At 54.8% G+C, this 24,160-nt stretch carries 17 protein-coding genes and 4 pseudogenes; 6 read left to right on the top strand and 15 right to left on the bottom strand.

Translation table 11 applies throughout. The features are described from left to right. The coding region (locus JMJ16_RS45210; RefSeq protein ID WP_201392316.1) for a phosphotransferase at window positions 1–645 on the top strand (645 nt) is incomplete at its 5' end. Here JMJ16_RS45210 and JMJ16_RS45205 read toward each other — a convergent pair. The 3 genes and pseudogenes from JMJ16_RS45205 to JMJ16_RS45190 form a co-directional block, all read right to left on the bottom strand. Further along, window positions 642–1,139, bottom strand: coding sequence for a hypothetical protein (locus JMJ16_RS45205; RefSeq protein ID WP_201392308.1), 498 nt, complete (start codon window positions 1,137–1,139; stop codon window positions 642–644). The genes JMJ16_RS45210 and JMJ16_RS45205 overlap by 4 nt on opposite strands. Before the next feature lie 196 nt (window positions 1,140–1,335). Beyond that, window positions 1,336–2,420: pseudogene (locus JMJ16_RS57620) on the bottom strand (protelomerase family protein). Window positions 2,421–2,923: 503 nt separating this feature from the next. Beyond that, window positions 2,924–3,547, bottom strand: coding sequence for a hypothetical protein (locus JMJ16_RS45190; protein ID WP_201389130.1), 624 nt, complete (start codon window positions 3,545–3,547; stop codon window positions 2,924–2,926). A gap of 731 nt (window positions 3,548–4,278) precedes the next feature. On the opposite strand from JMJ16_RS45190, the gene JMJ16_RS45185 reads away from it, so the two are divergent. Together JMJ16_RS45185 and JMJ16_RS45180 are read left to right on the top strand one after the other, a co-directional pair. Continuing rightward, the gene (locus JMJ16_RS45185) at window positions 4,279–4,635 is read left to right on the top strand and encodes a hypothetical protein (protein WP_201389128.1); all 357 of its coding nucleotides are present in this window, start codon (window positions 4,279–4,281) and stop codon (window positions 4,633–4,635) included. Next, window positions 4,583–5,836, top strand: coding sequence for an ISKra4 family transposase (locus tag JMJ16_RS45180; RefSeq protein ID WP_201389126.1), 1,254 nt, complete (start codon window positions 4,583–4,585; stop codon window positions 5,834–5,836). Before JMJ16_RS45185 ends, JMJ16_RS45180 begins: the two co-directional genes overlap by 53 nt. Before the next feature lie 328 nt (window positions 5,837–6,164). On the opposite strand, the gene JMJ16_RS45175 is transcribed toward JMJ16_RS45180, so the two are convergent. The 4 genes from JMJ16_RS45175 to JMJ16_RS45160 all read right to left on the bottom strand — a co-directional run bounded on the left by JMJ16_RS45175 (window position 6,165) and on the right by JMJ16_RS45160 (window position 11,247). Beyond that, on the bottom strand, window positions 6,165–6,950 hold the full coding sequence (locus JMJ16_RS45175) for a hypothetical protein (RefSeq protein ID WP_201392302.1): 786 nt from the start codon (window positions 6,948–6,950) through the stop codon (window positions 6,165–6,167). Beyond that, window positions 6,916–8,718, bottom strand: coding sequence for a protelomerase family protein (locus JMJ16_RS45170; protein WP_201392300.1), 1,803 nt, complete (start codon window positions 8,716–8,718; stop codon window positions 6,916–6,918). Before JMJ16_RS45170 ends, JMJ16_RS45175 begins: the two co-directional genes overlap by 35 nt. Window positions 8,719–8,784: 66 nt before the next feature. Beyond that, complete coding sequence (locus JMJ16_RS45165; RefSeq protein ID WP_201392298.1) at window positions 8,785–9,384, bottom strand: hypothetical protein; 600 nt, start codon at window positions 9,382–9,384, stop codon at window positions 8,785–8,787. A 303-nt stretch (window positions 9,385–9,687) separates the two neighbouring features. Further along, window positions 9,688–11,247 carry a Mu transposase C-terminal domain-containing protein gene (locus JMJ16_RS45160; RefSeq protein WP_201392296.1) on the bottom strand — a complete coding sequence of 520 codons (1,560 nt, stop codon included), beginning with the start codon at window positions 11,245–11,247 and terminating at the stop codon, window positions 9,688–9,690. 730 nt (window positions 11,248–11,977) lie between these two features. On the opposite strand from JMJ16_RS45160, the gene JMJ16_RS45155 reads away from it, so the two are divergent. Together JMJ16_RS45155 and JMJ16_RS45150 are read left to right on the top strand one after the other, a co-directional pair. After that, a complete protein-coding gene (locus JMJ16_RS45155; RefSeq protein WP_201392294.1) occupies window positions 11,978–12,427 on the top strand; it encodes a hypothetical protein in 450 nt (149 codons plus the stop codon). 645 nt (window positions 12,428–13,072) lie between these two features. Beyond that, on the top strand, window positions 13,073–13,810 hold the full coding sequence (locus JMJ16_RS45150) for a hypothetical protein (protein ID WP_201392291.1): 738 nt from the start codon (window positions 13,073–13,075) through the stop codon (window positions 13,808–13,810). A 674-nt stretch (window positions 13,811–14,484) separates the two neighbouring features. Here the strand turns inward: JMJ16_RS45150 and JMJ16_RS45145 are convergent. Further along, window positions 14,485–15,309 (bottom strand): annotated as a pseudogene (locus JMJ16_RS45145) (IS6 family transposase). A 77-nt stretch (window positions 15,310–15,386) separates the two neighbouring features. Beyond that, a pseudogene (locus JMJ16_RS45140) lies at window positions 15,387–15,884 on the bottom strand (IS6 family transposase); the annotation flags it as partial. Between the two features lie 987 nt (window positions 15,885–16,871). Here JMJ16_RS45140 and JMJ16_RS45135 point away from each other — a divergent pair. Next, on the top strand, window positions 16,872–17,534 hold the full coding sequence (locus tag JMJ16_RS45135) for a hypothetical protein (protein ID WP_201392289.1): 663 nt from the start codon (window positions 16,872–16,874) through the stop codon (window positions 17,532–17,534). Window positions 17,535–18,396: 862 nt separating this feature from the next. Here the strand turns inward: JMJ16_RS45135 and JMJ16_RS45130 are convergent. From JMJ16_RS45130 to JMJ16_RS57615, 6 genes and pseudogenes are all read right to left on the bottom strand, one after another. After that, window positions 18,397–18,978, bottom strand: a complete 582-nt coding sequence (locus JMJ16_RS45130) for a hypothetical protein (RefSeq protein ID WP_201392287.1) — start codon at window positions 18,976–18,978, stop codon at window positions 18,397–18,399. An 823-nt stretch (window positions 18,979–19,801) separates the two neighbouring features. Then, the gene (locus JMJ16_RS45125; protein ID WP_201392285.1) at window positions 19,802–21,271 is read right to left on the bottom strand and encodes an MFS transporter; all 1,470 of its coding nucleotides are present in this window, start codon (window positions 21,269–21,271) and stop codon (window positions 19,802–19,804) included. 48 nt (window positions 21,272–21,319) lie between these two features. Continuing rightward, window positions 21,320–22,303, bottom strand: coding sequence for an aldo/keto reductase (locus JMJ16_RS45120; RefSeq protein ID WP_201392283.1), 984 nt, complete (start codon window positions 22,301–22,303; stop codon window positions 21,320–21,322). 27 nt (window positions 22,304–22,330) lie between these two features. Then, a complete protein-coding gene (locus JMJ16_RS45115) occupies window positions 22,331–22,660 on the bottom strand; it encodes a carboxymuconolactone decarboxylase family protein (protein WP_201392281.1) in 330 nt (109 codons plus the stop codon). Between the two features lie 24 nt (window positions 22,661–22,684). Continuing rightward, entirely contained in the window at window positions 22,685–23,065 is a 381-nt protein-coding gene (locus JMJ16_RS45110; RefSeq protein ID WP_201392279.1) for a DUF2255 family protein, read from the bottom strand. A gap of 308 nt (window positions 23,066–23,373) precedes the next feature. Beyond that, window positions 23,374–23,577 (bottom strand): annotated as a pseudogene (locus tag JMJ16_RS57615) (IMP dehydrogenase); the annotation flags it as partial. Window positions 23,578–24,160 lie beyond the last annotated feature (583 nt).

Below are 24,160 nucleotides of genomic sequence, written 5' to 3'. Positions count from 1 at the left end.
TCTGATCTGACCGATATGAGCGCTTGGGAGCGTGCACTCTGTACCTTTGCAGAGCTGCAAATCGCCTGCGTGAGCCGGAAAGAGGAACTGCTTGCGATTGGCTGTCCAGACCTGCGTCTCTCTGTCATCAGCGCCCAACTTGAGCCACTGTTGGACGATCAAGCAGCTTTGCGCGTCGATCAATCTGACGGACTCAGCCGCGAGCAAGTAATACAGCTGCGCACTCGCGTGCCCGAACTCCAGGCGACCTGCCACTGTCTCGCGGAATGTGGCGTCCCAGAAACCCTGGAACATGGCGACTTCAATCCCATGAATATCCTCGTACAGGATGAGCAGATTACCTACCTGGACTGGACTGACGCGAGCCTCACTCATCCATTCTTCAGTGCGCTCCGCCTGCTCTCCTATTTCTTGCCAACCTCACTCAAGGAACAGCATCCCCATCTCATCCAGCGTTTGCGCACGGCTTATTTGGAACCCTGGACCGCCTATGCGCCAATGGATCGTTTGCTGGAGGCGTTTGAACACGCGACAACGCCCATGCTTTTGCACCGGGCATTGAACTATTCCCTGCTCGATTTTACACGGCGAGGCATTCCTTGGGAACGCTCGATGGTGGTCACAAGGCATTTGCAAGCGCTCTAAACAGAGAGGCTTGCCTCGATTCTTGAACCCTTAACTCTACGCCGCAGTGGACTAGTTTTGCCGATTCCAGGGATAGGCCTCTGGCTCCTCGGGCAACTGAATATCCTCCTGTACCAGCTCGGTATGTTTGTTATACCGCGTGGAATATTGAGCTCTTGATGATGCTGATCGACTTCAGCCTGATGCTCCTTCAACACGGCACCAATCAAATCCTTGCGACCACCAGCCAGGGCTTTCACTAAGCTGACATTGAGAAACCACCGTCGCCTGGGTTCGTTAGCACGATTCCACTGCATGATGGCATAGATCGCGCGGCGCAGACGTTCCTTGGTCGCCCCTTCCTGCCGATAGCGCGAAAGCTGAGACGTGGGCATAACGGCAAAGTGTGGTCCCTCCTGTTTCATCTTCTCCACTTCATGCAGGAGCCAGGAGGTCACCACGGGTCGCAGATCGGTCACCTGCTGACTGAGCAGATAGGCACGAATCTCTTGCAACTGCTGAGCAGAAACATCGAGGGCCTCAATCGTCCAGGCAAGAGGTTCCGTTGGCTGAGGCAGTGGGTCGCCGCTTTCGTAGCCGCTTCATAGGCATCCATCAGGTTGCGTACCACTTCATCCTGATCTTGAGGGTAAGGAACCATCCTCTCGGAGAGATCGTCAAAGCGATCGCGCGTGGGGATCGCTAAGCGGATCAAAGAAAAAGCAGCCCCTCTTTCCTTTTGCCTTTCTTCTTCTTGAGGGGCCGTCCCTCCGGCTTCGGTTCTTTCCTCACGCCCTTCTCCTTTGGTTGAAAGATCTCAAGCACCTCGACGCCAGGCTCCCCTACCTTTCGCCCCTGACGTCGATCAATGGTCCCATCAGAAGCAACGACCACATAATCAAAGTAGTGCAGGGCGGAAGCATAATTACGCTGCTGCTGTTCCACATCCTCCTCACCCACCTTCCCCGCTCCCGGGTGACGCTCTGGCGTGGTCACCAAGCGATGTCCCTGGATTTCGGCAATATAGGCAATGGCTTTCACCTGCTCGGGAGCATACCAGTACACCGCGATGGTGGCATAGACGCTTCTGAGTAGGTGGGTATACAAGGCGTCCCGCTCCTCATCACGGACAGGCACCAGGTCGTGAAAATGGCGATCAGCAGCCTCGCGCACTGCTTGCCCATAGCGGGCACGAATGCTCTGTTCCTCTTCGTGCGCATCCACCAGCTGCCTCAGTCGCGCGATGCCCTCGAGAACCAAAGCAGCCGGCGCCAACGTCGGAATCTCATAGGCCTGCTCACGCGAACGCCCTTTCACCTGCCACGAAACCAGAGCGTGTACGCCGTCTTGGGTTCAAAGACAGCCGTTTTCATCACCTCAATGAAACGGCGACCGCAACACAGCGCCAGCCCCACGGCGAGCTCTGCCGGATTGTGTGACGACAACAAACGGGTGCCTCGCTCCACCAGCACGTCAACCTCCTTGAGAGGCAGAGAATCCCCAAGGCGTTCATCCAGTTTCTGACGGGCAGGAGCATTCAACTGCACCCACTCCTGCTGCGTGAGGCGAACATATTTGAGCGCCAGATGCTCCCGCTGCCCCGAATCCGTGAGATAACTATTCTGCTCAGTGAGCGGCAGTTGCTTAATTTGGTTGCGCAGATTCGTCAACGGATTACGAATGCTACTCTCCGAGAGGTGACGCTCCTCACGCCAATACGCAAAGACCTCTTTCGCTAACTGAGCCAAAGCAGGCTCATTGCGTTCGTGCGCCAGGCGCTCCACCTGGGGCAACATCCCCTGCCAGTAGTCTCGCTCCCACCCGGTAATCTTTGGCATTGACCCACTCCTTCACACTCTGAAGTGCAGCGTTGTATCATTCTCGTGATGTGACCACTATTTGGTCACATCATAACCTCTTTTCTCCTCTCTAGTATACCATAATCGAGCTTAAAAAGCTATATTACACAATACACTCTTAGTGACCAGATTTTCTCTTCTCAGAGGAGAGAAGGATCCCACCCATCCTCTCTGCGCATCCCATAGGCGCGTGTCGCGTGAGCACTCCCGCCATGACACCCCTCGCGAGCAGAGAAGCAGATGAGCCGATACCGCCACCAGAACGCAAAGAAAAAGACAGCTCCTTTCTCAGCTGCTGCTCCTCATTGCTTCTCATAAACAGGTTGCTCTTACAAAACGTGGCAACCGGTTGCCACGTTTCCATGACTCTGCCAAAGACAAAGGGGCGACCGTCATAGCCACGTGAGTGAAGGTTGCTATGACGGTCGCCCCTTTGTCTTCTACCGCATTGGCGCATAACTCGTTCCTGTGTTGTGAAACATCACCTCAAGCCCATTCACCGTCACCACGAGATCCGGATGGTGGACATCGCCTGAGAAGGTGAGCGTGATTGGTGCCAGATCCGCGCCAGTCCCAACAAGGTGAGGCCCTTGCAGAAGACGAGCCTGTGCGCCATCGCCGCCGGGCACCTCAAAGATCAACACCTGCCCCTTGAGATTGAGAGCGGTAAAATGGGTTGGCACATGGGGATCCACCTCATGGCCCACGATGTGATCGACCTGCGTCGTTCGCGGATAGCCATAGCGAACGTTGTCCATGAGCGTGCTACTCCCATTCATCGCCGCCGATCCGACAAGCGCCAGAAGCAACGCACAGAACATGCCTAGCCCAAGGGGCAGGAGCCAGCTCCCTCCTCGCGACGTTTTCGGCTCTGCCGCGGCCTCCCGCACGAATTCTGGCACCTCTTCGGGTGTCGTGGGACGCCGCGCTCGCGCTTTGGCGAACTGAGAGGCGCGCGCCGTCTGAACCGCTGGCGCTTTGGCGGGCGAGGGCCTCGGACGGCGACGGACAACAAGACTGCGTGGAGCCAGACGAGGCTCCTCTCCCCCGATGGTTGCAGGCATGATGGTTCCCTCCTTTGACAAGCAAAGCACAACAAGGACGAAGAAGAAATAGAGAGGCCTGAGCCATCGCAAGGAGGGGGGAACAGCAGTCGTTCACACCAAGCATACCTGAGCCAGAGGCAAACGCACAACCCATTTTTCCACGAAGTTTTCCAGGGGGTGTGCACGAATTGTGCATAGCTTCGCCAACGTTGGAGACAACAGCAGTCAGGACATCAACAGAAAAGGATGAATATCGACTCATCCTGTCTCACTCCCAACCGCATGCAGAGACAGCTCTCTCATACATGTACCTCTTGCGCATCTAGGGCATTGCAAATTGCTGTAATTCATGCTACAGTTCAAGATGAAAAGAGGCATTCGTCCATGGTGTGAATGCCTGCCCCAGGCGTCAAAGGAAGCAGGCGCCATTTTCCAAGGGGACAGATATATACCCGCAAACAGACATGGAGCTGACGAGAGAGGCAGAAGCATTCTCTCGTCAGCCCTGTACCAGACACGGCTGATCAGGCCAGCACTTGATCATGTCGAGCATCCCTTTTGCCCTTTCCCCGGATCCGCGCCTTGCCCCCAAAAGCACCAGAGAACACAGCAAGCGTTCTGCCCCCGTCCCTCCATGCTGCGTGAAATTCGACGGCTCTAGAGTTTCACGGGTGTGATTCATTTTTTTGCAATGAGACAAAGATGGTAGACTAAGGAGGAGAAAAGCAAGAAAAACGAGAGGAGAGGATATGAGCCAGGAAGAGAGACCTCCGTCGTGGCAGCAAAGAAGTCAGGACGTTGACCAGGCGATGCAAGAATGGCGGCGAACGCATCCCCAAGCCACCTTAGCTGAGATTGAGCGTGCCGTTGATGAGCAGATGAACCAGCTGCGAGCCAGAATGATCGAGGAAGTGGCTCACACGAGCCCACCTGAGCAGGCAGCGGGTCAGCGCCAGCCGGTGAAATGTCCTCAATGTGGAAACCGCATGCAAGGGCGTGGCAAGCGGCAACGGCGATTGCAAACCCAAGGGGGGCAAGAGGTCACCCTCACGCGTGAGTATCAGAGCTGTCCGCAGTGCGGCTACAGCTTTTTTCCCCCTCGATGAGCAGTTGGATCTGCCTGCAAGCGGGTTGATGCCTCATGCTCACCAAAGCCTGGTCCGTCTGGGAGCACGCCTCTCTTTTGAGGAAGCAGCCAGCGAACTGCACGCCCTGCTGGGCATCGAGGTGAGTGACTCACGCGTACGCCGGCAGACGTTACAAGTGGGGGCAAGCGTTCAAGCCATTCAAACCGAGCAAGCCAACATCTCGCATGCCTCTTCGTGTGGGTCTTCCTCTCCCCAACCTCTCCCCTCACGCCTGGCCATGAGCGGAGACGGAGCGATGGTTCCCTTGCGTGGAGGAACCTGGGCAGAAGTCAAAACCGTGGTCATTGCAGAGGTGCTTCCTTCGCAGCCAGAGAGCACAGAGCAGGCCAGCCGACGGACCACCAACCATTCGTACTTTTCGCGACTGGCTGATGCGACGATGTTTGCGGATCTGGCTTCAGTGGAGATCGCGCGACGAGGTATCGAGAGCGCGGAGCAGGTCTGTGCAGTGCAAGATGGAGCCGAATGGCTTCAAGGCTTTGTGCAAAGCCATCGCCATGATGCCATTCGCATTCTCGACTTTGCGCATGCTGCTGAGTATGTAGGCAAGATCCACGAGCAGGCCCAGCAAACAGGGCAGCGCTTGCCAGCACGCTGGGTGAGCGTGCTGCTCCATCAGCTGAAATATCACGGTCCAGTGCGCATGCTGGAGCACTTGCACTGGCTCAGCCAGCGCAGGGATATCCCAGCCATCACAGATGCGCTACGGTATTTTGGCAAACGCCTCCCTCAGATGCACTATCCTCAGTTTCAGGCCCAAGGGTGGCCCATTGGGTCAGGAATGGTGGAAAGCGCGAACAAGGTGGTCATGCAGGCTCGGCTCAAACGAGCGGGGATGCATTGGGAGCCAAGCAACGTCAATCCCATGCTCGCCCTGCGTGATGCCCTCTGTAATCAGCGCTGGGCAGAAGTCTGGCACCAGCAGCAACAGCGGCAAAAAGAAGATCGTCTTGCTCGCCGAGAGCAGCGCAGCCAACAGAGACGAGCTCAGTTAGAGCATGCGCTGGAAGAACAAGTCATCCATCTCTTACTCCTGTCCGTGTGCCCCAAGATCAAGGCTCAATCGGCTCCCCGCAAAGGTCGCACCGAAGGCCAAAGGCGTTGGGGGCGCATGACCTTTTCTCACAAAGCACCTTCTTGGCAAAATGCAAAAAAATGAATCACACCCGAGTTTCACCGCCCCCTTGATTTTTTCGCGATACTCAGGTATACTTTATAGGTAAGCTTTTTTGAGAGACCATGTGGGTCTCTCTTTTTTTTCCTCTCCCTGCGCGAGAACACCCCCTCCCATGCTCTTTTTGCGCGACGCACGGCTTTTCGCCCTCCTCGCGTGAACCGGCGCGCAGCAGGACCAGCAACAGCCGGGACACCCGATTCCAGGGTCATCACCTCCGCGCACACCCTCCCCTCCTCCAGCAGCACAACCCTCGCGCGCGCTGCTGTTCGCAGAGAACCTCCCTCACACTCGTCTCACCGGGCCTACGGCCTTACTCGTGAGGTCTCTGACGCGTCACTTGTGGGGGATCACCTGCCCTCAATTCAGAGGACGCCATGGTCTCAAACGGTTGCTGCAGTTTCAATCCCTCCAGCATTTCCTCCCGTAAGCACACCGTGACAAATTCCGCCACACTGCCGCGAAGATGCTTCAAGCCACGCCGGATAAACTCATACAAAACTGGCGAGAGTCCTTGATTGCGCAGGCACATGGAGAGATGCAGCGTGCCTGCAGCTCCCCCTGGTGCAGCATCACCTTCGTTTTCACCTCGATCCGTCATCCTAACGGCGGCAAAACCAAATCCCATCTGCTGCCGAATCTCATCGAGAGCAGCGATCTCCTCCTCATCGAACTCCACCTCAATAACCGCGTGACCAGCAGCCCCCTCCCTTTCTCTTGCCACCCAACCAGGCTCAATGATTGGGACTCCTGGCCGCTCAAGCCAGATTCCTTTGCGCTCATCCTCCAGTCGGTATTCCATATAGTTACAAACAGCAGCACAGGCAAAACGTGCTCCTGGTGAAGAATCTGCTAGCAACACAGGATCATGACAAATCGTTGCCAGATAGTCGACGCTCTCCACAGAAGGTGGACAGTAGTAGTGCGTTGCAAGACAGGGATAGACACTGCCATGAAGCGCGGGAAAGAGCTCTCTCTCTCCGGCAGGCAACGGAACCAGGTCACGAAAAGACTCCGTTGCGCTTGCACACACGCGGGGGCCATACTGCTCACGCAGTACTTGCTCATCGACCTGGGTACCATCGACACGTTCTCTCACCCGCTCCCAGGCTTCTACGACGAGGTCCGCTCGCACGAGCGTCGGGATGCGCAAAGGGACCAGGAAAAAAAGGATTGTCATGGACTGCATCTCGGAACAGGAGGGAATACGCCGTCTTCTGTGAGAAACTCCCATTCTTCAGAATGGCCATCAGCCCTTGACCGGTCAGCACAGCAATCCCTACCACCAAGTCAGGCCACGCCTCTGCCTCCATCACCCCCCTCGAGAGCAATCCTTTCGCCCTCGCGACGATCAATTCGGGATCAGGCAGAAGCACACGACGATCCTGCCAGTCCTGCCTCATCTGCTCCCACTCGTCTTCTCGACATCTCAAATATTTGAGGCCGATATGCTCCCACTCACCTGCCTCCTCGTTCCACCGCTCATTCCAGGGAGCAGGCAGACACGTCCGCAAGACGAGCCGTGTGCGCATCATCATCTCTTGATACGACATGCTCTGGTTCTGCCGACAATACGCCCTCCATTGCGCCATCTCAGCCTCACAGATCGCCCAAATCTCTTCTTCCTCGTCGCCCCCACCCTCATCCACCACATACTCTGCCATCTCAGCAATTAACCAGTGCCAACGCGCTTCGAGCCATTGCAAAGCCAGCGTTTTTCCTTCTTTCTCTCCGGCTCGCACCTGCGACCTCCTCTCTCGATCTCTCTGCGCTCTGCCTTTCCCATCCTCACGCTCCTGTCCATCATCACGTTGCATCTCTTCCTGTGCGCGGGCTCGCTTCTCCTGCGGCACTCCATGCACACGCCCATCTGTCTGTTTGAACACCTCCAACACTTCCACTCCTGGCTCTCCAAGCCGAATGCCTCGACGCTCGTCAATGCTCCCGTGCTCGTCAAGCACCACGTACTCGTCGTACAATGCCATCTGAGCCAGCGTGGAGCGTTCCTCTGCCGACGTTGCCTCCAGAAACTTCTGATGATGCTGAATAGTCGCAGCGTAATACCAGGTGTCAACGGTGAGCGGACAATAGAGCCAGGCTGCCAATCGAGGATAGACACCATGAGCCAGGGACGTGTACATGTTGCGTGCCAGCGGGCGCAGGGGTACCAGGTTCCCGACCTGCTTATAGGCGGCTTCCTGAATGTGGCTCAGACATTGTTGGCTGACATCACGCCGTCGCAATCCTTGAAAATGATTCCCAAAGAACTGGCGCACCCGATGCACTGCCGCAAGCACCTGCGACGCCTCCACCAGGGTCGGCACCTCAAACGGGTCACTCATGACTTCATAGACCGTCATTGGCGCGGCAACCAGCAGGGAGTAGGCGCTTTTCTTCGTAAAGTGTCCGGTGTGCAGAATCTCGACGAGGCCTCGACCAGTCGCCAATCCGATTCCGACCACCAGCTGCGGCCACACATTGCTCTGCAACAGGTGCTCCACTTTTCCAATCAGTTCCCAGGGACGCGCAAGCGGCAGAGGATGCTCTCGCCGCTCCTGCACCTCCCTCTCGCTCGCTGCGGCCATCTGTCTCCATTCCTGCGTCGAAAAGTTCAGATATTTGAGCGACAGATGCTCCTTTTGGCCTGATTTGGGATTGCACCAACAATTCTCCTGAGTGAGGGGAAAGGTTTCCCGAATACGATGACGCGTTTCTGTTAATGGTTTCTGCAACGAACTTGCACGCTTGAGGCTGGGTCGGCGCCGCCACAACTCCAGTTCCGCTTCGCAGATGCGCTTGATCTCCTCCTCCTGCGCACACCCCAGAGGCGCGAGCATCGGCAACAACCGCTCCCAGCGCTCTTGCAACCACTTGCGCGACCTGGGCCCTCACACGCCTTTCCTCTCCGCCACCAAACAGACCTGGTGGAATCGCTAGCGCTTCTCACGCAACCGCTGCACGTTTCTTTGGGTGAAGAGGCGATCCATCGCTTCTCCCACCACATCCTTCGTCACCGTAAACACCCCATAACGACTGAGCAAATAGTCAAGATGACAGCACACCAGGAACATCACCTGCAAATTCCCCTGCGTCTTCTGCACAACCATCTCGACAGCCTCATCCTCAACTGGCAAACCCAACCGCTGCACCTGCTGTTCGAGGAGGGTACGGGTATCCTGTTTCCCAAGGGCTGCAAATGCGTGCAACACACCCGCCCGAGAGGACAAAGCCGACAGCTTCACTAACCGTTCTGCGCTCCGTGGACGACCCAACAAAACCAGCCCCAGACGACTGCGATCAGAGAGATCCCGCAACACCTCCAGGCTCTCCCACAACAGGCCATCAACCTCATCCACAATCAGCAGGTCCACCACCTCTGGGCGGATCGCGACGGGCATCGCCCTGGTCTCTTGCGCCACGGTACTCGCATGATCGGCAAGCATTTGCAGGCCCCACAACAACAAGGCCAGATCTTGCTCGATGCTCTTTGGCGTTGCCGTCGGTTTGGATGTATAGAAGGCCGTTCGCGGCATCGGACCCTCCGCTGAAAAGGTCACGCCATGAGCCGACAACAACGGTTCAAAGACCTCCCGACTTTCGCATATTCACGCGCTGCACGTGTCTTCCCCACCCCCCTCTCCCCCACACACACCACGATGTAGCGATAACGCCGACTCGCCTCACACACCTGGACAAAACGGCGATATTCCTTTGTCTGCACAAACGAGGAGAACGGGAGCTCAAGCTGGCTCTGTTCCCTCTCCCTCATCGATCGCTGCTCAGTTGGAGACAAGGAGCGGTTCTCCTGCAGCTGTCTCTCACGCTGTTTCTCGCTCTCACTCATCGTCATACCACCGTATCTTGGACGGCTTCTTGGGTCGTCCACTCAATGCCGACACGTTCTCAGCTTCATCTGCGCTGCCTCCCTCGTCGCTGTGCGCAGGAACCAGCGTCGCAGCTCCCTCTGAGAGCGCACGCATCTTCCGGTGCTCCGGCGATGCATAGCGAGCCACCACCCCCTTGCGCTCACGCAAGGCGTTTCCAACCACCTGGCGTCGTTTTGTTCGGGAAGCTTGAATCGCCTGCAGACTCACCGCCGGTCCCCCACGTTCCACACAGGAAGCCTGACAGAGAAATCGCTCCTCTTTTTCTCCCTCGTACACCCGTATGCTGGCCAGATCCATCGGATCATAGCGAATGATCACCGCCTCTTTCACATGGCCCGCAAGCAATTCGTGCATGTACCACGCCCCTTTGAAGGTGATCCCTTCCTGATGCACGAGACATCGCCGCCGCGGTTGCAGCAGGAGCAGATCCAACTGCGCATCATCTTCTGGCAAATCCGGTATCACCCCCGAGTCGAGCCAGCGCTCAGAGGGCGCAGCATTCGTCTCTGTGTGTATTCTGCGGTGATACGTCTTCAAGAGCCAGTCGCGAAAAATTCCCTCAAACTCCGAGAGGGACAGGCACGCAATGTCCCTCGCTTCGGCTTCTAGCTCGCGCTGGCGCCTCAGATCATCCTTCACCTTGGGCGCATACCCTGGAAGACGCGCTAAGACCTCCTCTCTCACGGTGCGAAAAAAACGCTCGACCTTCCCTCGTCCACGCGGTCGCCCAACCTGGGAAAAGATCAACGACATTTTGAGGTCGACGCCGACAGCCTCCATATGCTTCGAAGTAAAATCGCTTCCGTGATCCGTATACAAACACTCAGGCACCCCATGAATGGGCCAGCATGGATCCTCTTTAACCCGGATGGCCCCTCGCAACGTTAAGGCCGTTTGCAGGGCCGAAGGAGCGCTCCAACTGAGCCGATACCCGGCAAGACAGCGGCTATAATCGTCCTCGATCGCCGTCAACAGCGGCATCTGCGCTTTCCCCTGCTCATTTCTCGCCGAAGATGCGCAACTGGCAGTGATCGGCTTGCCAGATGGCATTGGCACATCTGGCCTCGCGACGCAACAGGAGATCAAAGGCTTCCCGATACGCCGCCGCTCCGCGCCTCGTCCCAGCGTCACGAGATCATCGGGCAACTGCCCGACAATCCGATACACCTGGGCATAGCTGGGAAGGGGCCAGTTGTGCTCCTGGGCCACCTGGCTCACCAACATATGAATGCTCGTCAATGGCCGTCGAAGCGACTGCAGCGCCAGGCCCTCAACCAGCAGCACCAGGTCCTGCGGAAGCCCACGAGGCTGACCGGCATCCGAGCGGACCTTCCTTGCCAATCCACTCAACCCAGCCCCACGATACGAACGAATCCAACGTTGCACTGTTTTCAGCGGGATACCAGACACCCGCGCGATCTCGGTTTGACACACCCCTTCCTCAACATGAGGACGAATGATCTCAAAACGTTGTAATGCCTGTAGGCGCTGGTCCTCCATGCTCGCCATCCGCTTACTCCCTCCTCCACAAAGACGATGTTCTCCATCAGGGTTTCCATCCATAGATACAACTATACTGTGCAAAAGAAGAAAAATCCATATAAACAAGAGAAATTTTACTTTATCTCATTTTAGATAGAAATAAACGAATATACCAGGAAAAGCGGGAGGTGCCAGTCGCCTGCCACCGCTCTTTCTACGCAGCCGCCCTCCGCACCGCATGGGCTGGAACCTACCCAGCGCCACGCTTCTCTGACCAGGTGGGTGCGTGCGCCCAGTGGGATGAAGAGGCCGCTCCCCCGCTTTCCCCCTCCTCTGCACACATGCGTGGGCCAACCAGACCATCATGGCATATGGCTATAAGAATAACAGGGCAAGAAAGAACATTCTTCCCCGCTCCCTGCAGCAACCTTACAAGCAGAAGAAAGGCGCACTCTCAATTTCAGCGCTTTTTGGCGCTCTTTTTTCTCCAATCAATGAGGAAACAAGCTGTGCTTGACCATCAAGACCAAGCACGGTGGGGAGGGCGTGTGAAGCCAGTTGCATCACATGCGGGGGAACGACGTGATCGGGTGTTCGACCTCACATACTGCGCAAAACTATGCCTCATCTAATTTTTAAATCTACATAATGCTTGCAGGCATATGTATACTGTAGAAAGGGAGAGTAGTGCTTGCAATGGTATCTGCGGGGCTTTGTGCCAAAGGGCGACAAGAGAAATCTTGGGAAGGAAGGGATAATGGCGCGTATCACCAACTTTCACAACTGGATCACAACGCTTCTTCAGTTGTACCCGGCTCCACTTCCAGGGATGTTGGTTCTCGAAGGACCGCCAGGTAGTGGCAAAATGCTCCTCGTGCAAGAATGGCTCACCTCCCTTTCCACACAGAAGACCTCGCCAGCAATCACCGCCCATCACATTCTCGCCAAAAAACAAGAAACGTCTGCACAATTCGCCCGCCGCTTGGCCCAGGATTTTGGGTGGGATACCTCGACACGGATCACGGCTGAGCTTTGGAACGAGGCCGCCAGTGCCCTCAAATACACGCCCTTTCCCACAACAGACGCGCTCTCGCATTCCCGCCGGCTCGCAACCCGCAAAAAAAGAGCGGGCCGTCAGGACTCGCTCTTTCGCGCTCATACCATGGATGAAACTCTTTACTCGCGGGGTAACATCAATAGTATATAACAACGCGTCTGACAGGGGCTAGCTCCCTAGGACCTATCACGCTCCTCCTGCTCCTCTCTCCCGAAACAACGGCACAATATTCCCAGATGGAAGCTCCTCCGCGCCATCACGTGAGAACGCACCAGATTCAATCGCTCGCTGCAAACGCCTTCGCTCCTGCTCCCTCCCCGGGAGTGGAATTCGCATAACAGAAGTGTGAGTGCTCTACCAAGGGAGTATTGAGTTCTGACAGAACCGGCTGGCTTTCCAGTATGGCTCAACACTCAACATGAAGTATCGACATCACAGAACAATTCGAGTAGACTCATAGTCAGATCCCTCCAATAATGGATAGAAGTTGCTTGTTTGCCCCTCTCCTAACTCATTGAAGGAGGATCTGCTTATCCAGAACTCACATTATATTACTGATGAAGAAGGGAAATAGAAATCATTAAGAAATCAATTTCAGCAGGATCACAGGCGTACTATCTTCCGCTAGGTCAGCCGGTCAAGGCGAGCCAGGTAATCGAGGACACATGGCACAAGCAACCGCAAGACCGGTGCGACGGCACAACATTTTACCAGCCCTCCTCCTGGATTGGGGTATGGAGCGGGCAGACTGTTCCACACACATGTGAGTCACAGGTTGAACCGCTTTCTCCCCTGGTGGCTGAGAGAAGGGCTGAGATCGAGCGGCGCGAGGAGGAGAAGCGAGCGCGCGGGGAGCTCTATTATTGGAACGAGGCCAACTATAAGTTGTTGAGCCTGACGCAGGGTGAGGATGCGCCGGAACTTTGTTTTGGCGCGACCGATTACTACACGCGGCTAGCTCTGCACGAATTGTATCGTGAGGTCACCGATGAGCGAGAGAGGCTACGCTATTGTAGCAATACGTTCGGCGTGAGCCTGTTGATAGAGACGCGGGATCAGCACCTGATCTTCGCTCAGCGCAGCCAGCGGGTCGGAGTCTATGCTGGTTATTACAATATCTCGCTTTCGGAGGGGCTTTCGCTGGTGGATGGGGTTGATGGCCGGGGGCCGGACCTAGCGGGCTGCGGCCGGCGCGGCATTTTTGAGGAGTATGGGATCGCGGAGAAGCAGATAGAGGAGCTGACGTGCCTGGGCCTGGGCATTGATAGGAGCTATACCAGCTGGGGGATACTGGGCTATGCCAGGTTGAAGCTGGAGTCGGGAGAGATTGCTGGCCATCGCGCAGGAGCGGCCGATGCCTGGGAGGCATCGCACCTGGACTTTGTACCCACACAGCTGGAAACGGTGATTGACTTTGTGCAGTCACGCGGCGCACCCTGGGCACCTTCCGCGCTAACCACGATTTATCAGACGTTGAGCTATAAGTATGATGAGCACACAGTGTTGAAGGTTATTGAGCAAAGGAGCAGATGAACGTAATGCGTGAAGGAACTGATCGCCCCGAGGGTAGGCGCCCAGATCCAGAAGCAACCAGACCTCATCCCTTAACATGGCTTGCACCGGAGGCGAGCAGGCCTGCTGCGATCTGAGTGGCTTTGAGATATGGCGCAAAGTTCAGCAGAAAATCATCGACATCGCAAAACAATTCGAGTACACTCATTTCTAGATTGTGCGACCCGTTAGCCCAAGTGCGACCCGATAACTAACGTTTTGGCGTAGGGCGAGATTCCCTACCCGCGAAGTGAGCGCGGACAGCATCCCTCCGTTGGTGCGACTGGACATCAATCGAACGAAGCGAGGGAGCATAGGGGAGCGCAATGTAAGCCTCATACAAAGCTCTTCCAGCTAGTTGCTATGACCAGGAGACGAATGTACGCGGTGCCCCATCGTTAACGGGACCAAGCCTACGGAGGATAAGAGGCTTGACCAAAAAGGTACTGACCGCGATGACCCCATCGCCATGCGTGAAGTCTTTCGGACTGACTTCATGCTCACTCATGTCAAGTCCGGTGGAGAGTACAGGTCTACGGCAACGCAAAACAGAATGTTGGAATGGGATAACTCCCATGTGTGCTCTGGTTCTGTCAGAACTGAGATCACAGAAAAGCTTCTCAGACGAATAGAATGCTCGCCTCTCGCTCGTTAACTTATGAGGTTGCTTGTATCATTCTCTGGAGAGCAGCTAGACGTTGGAGAAAAGCCTGCCGTTGTTCCAGGAGTGAGACCACTTCGCCCATGGTGCGGCGAGGACGGAGATAGTTGCGCAATTCGTCGAAGGCACAACAGAATCGCACTGCTGATGTGAAGCTTCCGAAACCACACATGGGATAGTATCGTTGTTGTTTGATCCCACGATGGTCTTGCTCTAGCCGATTATTGAGGTATGTATTCGTCCGATGTATGACTTCACATCCCATCGTCTCGCGTATGGCACGGGGATAGGAAGCATGGCCATCCGTCGTGACCTGATCGGGAACAGAGCCGACCACAGTAACCGCCTGTTTGAAAAACGCCTGAGCTGATTCCATATTTCGCTTCTCGCTCAACATGGAATCAACGAGATGGCCCTCGTGGTCGATCGCTCGATACAAATAGCACCACTTCCCATGCACTTTGACGTACGTCTCATCCACGTACCAGGATTTTCCGGCCTTCCCTTGCCGCTTGACGCGTCACTGATCTGTTATCAAAGGTGCAAACCGCGCTTCCCAGTCTCGGATGGCTTCGTGAGTGAACGAAAATCCACGCGCTAAAAACATCTCAGCAACGTCACGCAGGCTCAATTTGTAGCGCAATCGCCACAAGACAGCCAGCAGGACGATATCAGTGGGGAATTCGAGATGGTGAAAGGGAGTGCCAGTTCGCTCATTGAACGTAGATTGACAGTGAGGGCAGAAGAACGTGGCATAACCACATTTGGTTTTCTTTGATCTTTCCCTGGTCTCAGCTGTGGCGCATTTGGGGCAGTTCATCGGTCAACGTTCCTCATTCCGTCAAAATAATAGCACCAGCATATCAGAAGTGTCACCCTCATGCCCAGATGGAGTTTGAGTTCTGACAGAACCGTGAGAGCCTGCTTGAAAAACGGTTGGGCGGCTTCCATATCTCGCTTCTCACTCAGTCGTGAATCAACCAGGTTGCCATCCGTATCAATGGCTCGATACAGATAACACCACTTTCCGTGGACCTTGATGTAGGTTTCATCTACGTACCAGGACTGGCCTGCTTGTCCACGCCGTTTGGTCCGCAATTGCTCTGTAATGAGTGGAGCAAATCGCTCTTCCCACTCCCGGACCGCCTCATAGCTGAACTCCCAGCCACGTTCCAGAAACATCTCAGCGCGATCTCGCAGGCTCAACTTGTACCGAAGTCGCCACAGGACAACCAGAAGGACCACATCGGTAGGATATTCCAGGAAGTTGAACGGTGTTCCTGTGCGCTCATTGAAGAGGTGTTTGCAAGCTGAACAACGGAACGTCCGGTAGCCGAGCGCTGTCTTCTGGGTTTGTTCTTTGGTGCTGGTCGAGACGCAATGTGGGCAGTTCATGAAGCACTCCGTATTAGAGAATTTGTTGCTCTCAGCATACCTTGCAAATGATCTTTCAGGCAAGCCTTTCTCTGAATTCTGACAGAACCCTTTGGTACTCTTTCACCGCGGAATCTCTATACACAGGCAAAACTGAGTACATCTGAGGATGAAGATCCCGAGGTGATTGAGGAACTCCAGAGACAGGCTCTTGACGATCAAAACGATGGAAGGGGAGAGCTTCTCCTCCTGCCATATGATGACCAATTAGTGTACCGCAATGGTCATACCCAACTCACGAAAGGCGTGCATGGGGATGTGGGAGGTCCTCCTCTGGGATTGAACGAGAATCCTTGTTGCCCGATATGTAAAAAATTGATGTTCCATGTATGTACCGTTGCTAGTTCGCTCCGTGAATATGGTGATGGCTTCCGCAGTCTTTTTTTTCTGCGAGGAGTGCCAGCAAACCGCATCTCAGGCCATGGGTTGGAATTAACAGGTGATTCTCTTTGGTAATGTCCCACTAGCCCCTCTCAGATGAGCCTTTGCGCATTTCTTGCGAGCTTCTTTATGGACATGTCTATGACGTTTCTTGCTGCTCCAGCGCTACGTTCTTTCTTCGTGACTGTAGATAACAACAAAATCAGGAACAAGCAATGAACAACTATACAGCTACGCATGTGGTAACCGCTCCTCTGCCCTTCATGACAGCGTACGTACGCCAGGCCGAGATGCATAGCCAGGTTGTGTCGAGTACTAGACATTGTGCATGACATGGCCTATACTGCTTAACAGCAAGATCGGTTTCCATCCACCTGCACGTGTTCTCACCGCATGGTTCGCAGAAAGTGCAGTGTGAGAAGGAGACTATGGAGAGGTGTTGCTACTGTTGGCTCAGATCGCAGCGAGAGCGCGGAGGGCGAACAGAGGACGCAAGAACCCTCCAACGCGATGTTCTGCAAGGCCCCATCAGCGAGTGCAAAAGCACTCCGAACGGAAGGATCTGCAATGTCCGACTTCCGGACCAAGGTCATCAAGGCCAAGATCGTGATCCTCACCAAGGACAATGTCGACCACGCGCTCGCGGACGACGGCTCCGGCTCGATGAGCACGAAGGACGTCCGCACCGGCGGCCGCTTCTCCGGCACCACCACCCGGTGGGCCTACACCGTCGAGCGCTCCATCGAGCTCGCGCAGCAGGCGGAGCGGTTCGACCACGACGGCATCGACTTCGCGGTCTTCAACCACGGCATCAGGATCTACGAGAGCCAGACGTCCGGGGCGATCGCGCAGACGCTGCGCAGCAACCGTCCCGGCGGCGGCACGGCGACCCACCTCGCGGTGGAGTGGGGCTACCAGCTCTACCAGCGCAAGGTGGCGGCCGGCGGCTACAACAAGAAGTTCCGCCTCACCGTCGTCACCGATGGCGAGACGGACCTGAAGGCCCTCCAGGCGACCATCGTCCGCATCGCGAACGAGGTCGGCGCGCAGGCGGGCAAGCAGGGGAACGAGGACGGGTACCCGTTCAACATCACCTTCCTGCTGGTCGGTGACGAGAACGCGATCCCGATCGACTTCTTCGAGCAGCTCGACCGCGGCCTGAGCAGGTTGACCGACCACGACATCGTCAAGGTCGGACGGCTGGAGAACGCGGAGATCAAGTCGGCCTAGCCGACCTGGTCACCAACAGGATTGAAGGCTCCGGTCTGACGTCCTGAGGCAACATCGCACCACGCAACGGGCACCCCCTCCTCCCCACCGGGAACGAGGAGGCGCCCGTTGTCGTTTCACGGATGCAACGGAATATTTCGACAATCATGAGATAATACTTTGCCGCCCTTTGTACCAGGCGACTACGCGATGGCGCATTTATAAGGCCTGGCGCTACGTACGCTGTCATGAAGGGCAGAGGAGCGGTTACCACACGCGTAAGCTGTATAGTTGTTCATTGCTTGTTCCTGATTTTTTATCGGAAAGGAACTTGACCCCATTTTGCCTATGAGGAGCATCTGTTGTTGTGCTCATTGCTGTTCTTCGTTCTATTCATGAAGAAGCTGCAAGTTCTGACTCTCTCTATTATCTGAGGGTCCAAATAGACCGTCAACGACGTATAAGTGCTAACGTTTTCGTTCGTAGTTGAAAATCTCCTGACAAAGAACGTTAACGTTGTGCGTTTCGGCTTCTCAAGCCGTCCGATATTGCTCTTTACAGTACGATACATACTACGTTAAAAAGGGTGCGGCAAGTTTTTTTGCGCAAGGTAGCGTTCAGGAAAAGGCTTCGTGTCACAATGGGCCTAACTACGTTTTTCCCCTCTCAAATGCTCTAAGGAGTTTAAAAGACAACAGAGAGGAAAGATACTTCCTCTCTGTGAATACTCAAAGCTTTATTTCTACCGCTGGGGTCAAGGAGCCTCTGGCAGTGCCCCAGAGAAGTCTTCCTTCAAGTGGGGCCGCCGCCAAGTCCTGCTCCCTGAACATGTTTGTGCGATTGTCGTACCTCGAAGGATGTTCCTCAAGCGGATGCAGCGTATCTAATAATTACAGGAGCTTGAGATGTAGATCGCCGACAGGGAATCGTTGGGAAGATGTCCATTGAGGCCGTCAAAGTTGCCTTCCCCACTATATACCCCACTGAAATTCTGGGAATTTCCCCAGCCAGTATGTGTCGATGTGTTGACGTTCTGATAAAATGTACCGCTATTGCAGCCGCCATAGAAACTACTTGCCTGATCATTCCAGTTTCCAGGCCAGAAGATCCAATATTGCGTCATATCAGCCCAACCCGTGCCGATGAAGCAGATCATACTCCCTTCATAATTGGCATCCGAATAGATCTTGAGCGCGCCGGTATAGGTTGAACAGACATTATCAGTTGTTATAGCTGGCTTCACACTGGTCTTTGTGCTTCCACTGGAACGCTGATCGAGACACTGGGAAGTGGCAGGGGCACTTCCATGCAGTTGCACCAAGAGCTGATGGCATGTGGCGGTCGCCTTTTTGGCAGAAGGCGAAGACGAGGCGTAGGAGGGAAGGGTTGTGGTCAATAAGGCAAGACAAGCAAGAAGACAGGCCAACATTGTGCTACAAAGGAGGCGGAACGAAGGATATCGCATGAATCCATCCTTTCATGTGTTCATGTCCGACAACAGATCACGTTGGCTCCGTTGAACTTTGCTTCTTAGAAGCAAGAAAGCAACGAGAGCTTCTCAAACACACATATCACCCCTGAGGAAACTACTCTCAACAGTGTTCTTACGCCTCATAAGCGAGACGATCTTACTGCTAGATATTTCTTTTTCCTTCGATAGTGCAAGTATAGTGGTATTAGCAGGGAAAGATGGATAGCAAATTCATATCATCTTGGTAGCTATTGCGTATCATCTTGGTAGCTATTGCATAGTAGGCTCAGGCGGGACATAGCCACCATCTTCGCGCTCGCTCTGAGAAAATGCTACGTACCTGATAGAATGGTTCACCAGCAGAGGAGCACGGAGCTTTTTCCTGAACAATCGCCTCGCGCAAAAAAACTTGCTGCACCCCGTTAAAAACGTTAATGACGTAAGAACTGGCTTCCTTCTTGCTCTGGCAAAATTGGACTGTAGATAATCAGTAGAGTCGGCACTCTCCACTCACAGTTGAGTATAGTAAGATACATCCATGAGCACAAGGTGCAAAGGGAAAAATAGCCAAAAGGAATGAAGTTCACTTTCCAATGAAGAAGTCGGCACTCTGTTGAGGGTAAGCTACTATCCTAGCGATTTTGGTACCTATGCACAAGGGTTAGGTAAAAGCGGGAAAACATCTTTGTGAGGGAGACCCAGGACACGTGCACCATTCGATTGCAACGAGGGAGCAAATAGTTCGCGCAACGATCTGCTCTCTCGCTTGCCCTCTCAGCCAACCTCTGAGGATACCTAAGAGATCCATACAAACACCTCAACGCTGTTCATGTAGTGCATCCCTGGTCAATTCCGTGATCGTCCCTGGTTTTCCCGCAATTTCATCACTTTGAGGATATCTCTTGGCTTGTTCCGAGACAAGCCTCCATGCTACCACCAGCCCGAGGACGAGGACGCCTCCGGCAATGACAAAGGCAAGATGCATCCCTGAGACGAAACTCTGCTGATTGCCCACCAACGTTCCCAGGATCGCGACCCCGATGACCCCACCCACTTGTCTGCTCACATTGAGCATGGCCGATGCAATCCCCGATTGGGATCTTGGGGCGTGTGACATCGCAGCATTGGTCATAGCCGGTAAGACCAGTGCCAACCCTCCTCCCAGAACAGTAATCAGACATGCTAGCAGCAGGTACGTGGTGTGCGCTTGGACCAGCAGCACTACCCCAAAACAGCCAAGCGCGGCGAAGATCAGACCCATGACCATCACACGTTTTGTCCCGATGCGGGCCATGAGCATGCCTGAGAACGATGTTGCCAGCAGGGCACAGCCAAAGGACGGCAGCAGGGCCAGTCCCGTGAGCGACGGTGAGTAGTGTTGCACCTCTTGTAGGTAGAGACTGATGACAAAAATGAAGCCCGTAAACGTGAAGGTCTGGCACAGGGCGACCACATTGGTTGCAGAGAACGTTCGTTCGTGAAACAGATTCAAGGGAAGCATGGGATGGCTGATGATTTTTTCTCTCCACAGGAAGAGCAGGAAGAAGAGCGCACTTGCAGCGTATGCCACAAGAATGGGCAAAGACAGGATGCCCAGGCTATTGCCTTCAATCAAGGCGAAGGTCAACAGCCCCAGAGCCAGCATCCCTGCTACTTGCCCCGGAAGATCCAGACTGCGTCTCGTCTTTGGCGTCGAAGGTGCAATCGAACGGAGGGTGAGCAGAAAGCCGAGGATGCCGATGGGCAGATTGATCAGGAAGATGCTGCGCCACCCAAACGCGTTGACCAAAAACCCCCCAAGCAGAGGACCAGACAGGGCCCCAATGCTTGCGACTGCGGCCCAGATGCCAATGGCTTGCGCCCGTTTGTGTGCGGAAGTCGAGAGGGTATTTAAGAGGGCGAGTGAATTGGGGACCAGCAGGGCTGCCCCAAGCCCCTGGAAGGCGCGGGCGATCTGTAAGACGAGCAGTGTTGGTGCCAGACTACATAGCGTAGATGCCAGCGTGAAGAGGGCAAACCCAACCAAAAAAATGGTTCTGCTTCCTCTTCTGTCGCCCAGCGCTCCGCCAGTCAGCAGCAAACTGGCGAAGACGAGGGCATAGCCATCCACAATCCATTGCAGTCCTGTCACATTCGCGCTCAGGTGTTCCTTGATATCGACCAGGGCCACATTGACGATGGTGACATCGAGAATCGTCATGAAGTAGCCAAGACAGAGCGCCAGCAGTGGCATCATCGTCTGTGTTTTTGTCTGTTGAATGGTTTGTTGAGTTGGTGTTGTGATCATGGACTTCTCTTTCACAAAAGATGGACGGGCGCTCTCCTGCCTTCCGGTTTACTGATGACTGACGATGGGATGCGGCACATACGGCTCTTGCAGGTAGGCGACCTCTTCCTGTGTCAGGTGAACGTCCAGCGCGCCGACGGCATCTTCCAGATGCGTGATCTTCGTTGCCCCGATGATCGGCGCTGTCACCGGCTGCTTCTGTAACAGCCAAGCCAGCGCAATATGCACGCGCGGAACTCCATGTTGTTGCGCGAGGTCTGCCACCCGCGAAACGACCTGTTGATCGGTTTGGGCGGTCGCATCGTACTTGCTTTTGGCGATTTGATCGGTTTCGGCACGAAGCGTGCTTGTCGCTGACCAGTCACGCGTCAATCTGCCGGAGGCGAGTGGGCTGTACGGGATCACCCCAATCTTCTCCTCGCGGCACAGCGGCAGCATCTCCCGCTCCTCTTCACGGTAGAGAAGGTTGAGATGATTCTGCATCGAGACGAAGCTGGTCCACCCATGCTTCTCGGCCACGTAGAGCGCCTTTTGGAACTGCCAGGCGAACATGGCGGAGGCACCGAGATAGCGGGCCTTGCCAGCCCTCACCACGTCATGCAGTGCCTCCATCGTCTCCTCGATCGGGGTCTGGTAATCCCAGCGATGGATCTGGTAGAGGTCCACGTAATCCGTCCCAAGCCGCTTGAGGCTATGGTCGATCTCGCCCAGGATCGCCTTGCGCGAGAGCCCGGCACCATTGGGTCCCTCATGCATTTTGCCATGCACCTTGGTGGCGATGACGACCTCGTCGCGCTTCGCGAAATCCTTCAAAGCGCGTCCGAGGATCTCCTCACTCTTGCCAATGGAATAGACATTGGCGGTATCGAAGAAATTGATCCCCAGCTCCAGGGCTTTCTTGATGATCGGTCGGCTGTTTTCTTCGTTCAGCACCCATTTATGCATCCAATGTTCTGCGTCTCCTAACCCCATGCAACCCAGGCAGATGTGAGACACATCCATTCCGGTGTGTCCTAGCTTCGTGTATTCCATGTGATCTTCCTCATTCTGTGTACAATCTCAAGGCTCGTTTTTGAAGACCTGCTTGGCGACTGTCAGAGCGGACATGGCTTTCGGCCAGCCAGAGTAGAACGCGAGGTGCGTAATGACCTCTTTGAGTTCCGTTTCTGCCAGACCATTTTCCTTCGCCTTGCCCAGATGGAACGACAGTTGTTCGCTGTTCCCGCCAGCAATAAGTGCCGCCACGGTAATGAGACTGCGGTCGCGTGGCGAGAGTTCCTTTCGTTCCCAAATGTCTCCAAACAAGACATCATCGGTCAGCGAGACGAGTTTCGGCACAAAGTCACCGTAGGTCTTCTTGATAGTGCTTTCTTTATCTGAATTGGGCATGCGTTCCTCCTTTCATCCTTTACGCTAGACTAGCTCCAGTTTCAATGTGGTCGCACGTGCTTGTGGGGCGATCATCGGGCCAACATACGTTGCGCTGTATCTGCGGTACTTCGATTGATAAGCAGCGTCTATCTCGTGATTGAGCACCTCATCGGTGCTTGCATCTACAAACGCCACGTCCTTCGTCACTCCACCAGCACCAATACGTCCTTCGGGCCGCCGTCGTGTCTGTCGGAACCAGGCAGTTTCACGGCCACGGTATGCTCGCACGTACAGGTCATCACCGACGCGAACGACCCAGATCGTGACGGGCTTGTGAAGCGTGCCATCCTGCTTGAAAGATGCAAGCTGTAGTTCATCTGCAGCTCCAATGCGTTCAAGCTCCTTCTGTGTCCAGTTCGTCATGGCAGGGCCTCCTTTGTCTGACGGTACATAATGTTCTCCTCTCTCTTCTTCCCAGTCGCATGTGTCAGGATCTGGATCCAGTCCAGACGAACACCCCTATCAAGCGCGGAGATGGCTGCCAGTTCTTGCCTTTCTCAGCTCCCGAGGAGCAACCACGACGGCATGACGACATTGTGGCACGCGTCTGCAGCACACGCCTCGCGCTGGATGAAGAACAGATGCAACTCAACGTGATTCACCGCTGGCACCATATCGGTGCGTGTGATGAGGTTATCCAGGTCCCATTGCATCAAGAGACGGCAAGCGCCTTACGGACGCAACAGCGTCTTGATCGCACGGCGCTCATCCATAGCGCGGTAGCCCTCCGCCACCTGCTCCAAGGGCAGTTCCAGGTCGAAGACTTTGCCAGGGTGTATCTGGCCCTTCCAGATCCGGTCAATGAGGTCAGGCAGGAAGCGGCGCACCGGTGCTGGGCCGCCGTGCAGATGGACTTCTGAGTAGAACAGCTCCTGGCAAGCACATCTTCAACAGTATCTTCAATCTTCTCTTTCGGCGTATCACCTTTGATAAGAACGATGGCAAAGTAATGCATGGAATCATCCTAACGTAGATATTTTCTATATATACTTTTATATACTGAGATGATGGTAGAAGACATTTCTTCCACCATTCCCCTCTAACGACACTGCTATGAGTTGATTATGCCCACATTATACAGAGTTGCAAGCTTCTCTCGTTGGTGGTTTCGCATCCAGAAACCAATCGTGCTAGAACAAAATTGTAAGTAGGGATGTATCAGCTTCCAGAGATCATCCCCTCAAGGAGGCTTCTAGCGCATCGATGCCGCTTGTGGTAACACTGGACTCTGTCTCACGCAAATAAACTTGCCGCACCCGATCTTTGCTCCAGGCTTGACGTATTCACCGCTCGCCAGTATACTTGGCAGCAATAACGGGTAGCGAAGCTATAGGAAAGGACGAGCACGATGAGCATGCGTATCAGCACTGTGATGTTTACCGCTCAACCTTCCAGCATAACACGCTTCCCCTTATCCTCAACAAGCCTGCTTCCTGGCTCCTGGGTAGCCCCTTCTCC

It is taken from the genome of Ktedonobacter sp. SOSP1-52, from assembly GCF_016587395.1.
The sequence above is the reverse complement of the archived record's forward strand: the minus strand, read 5'-3'. Positions and strand labels throughout refer to the sequence as shown.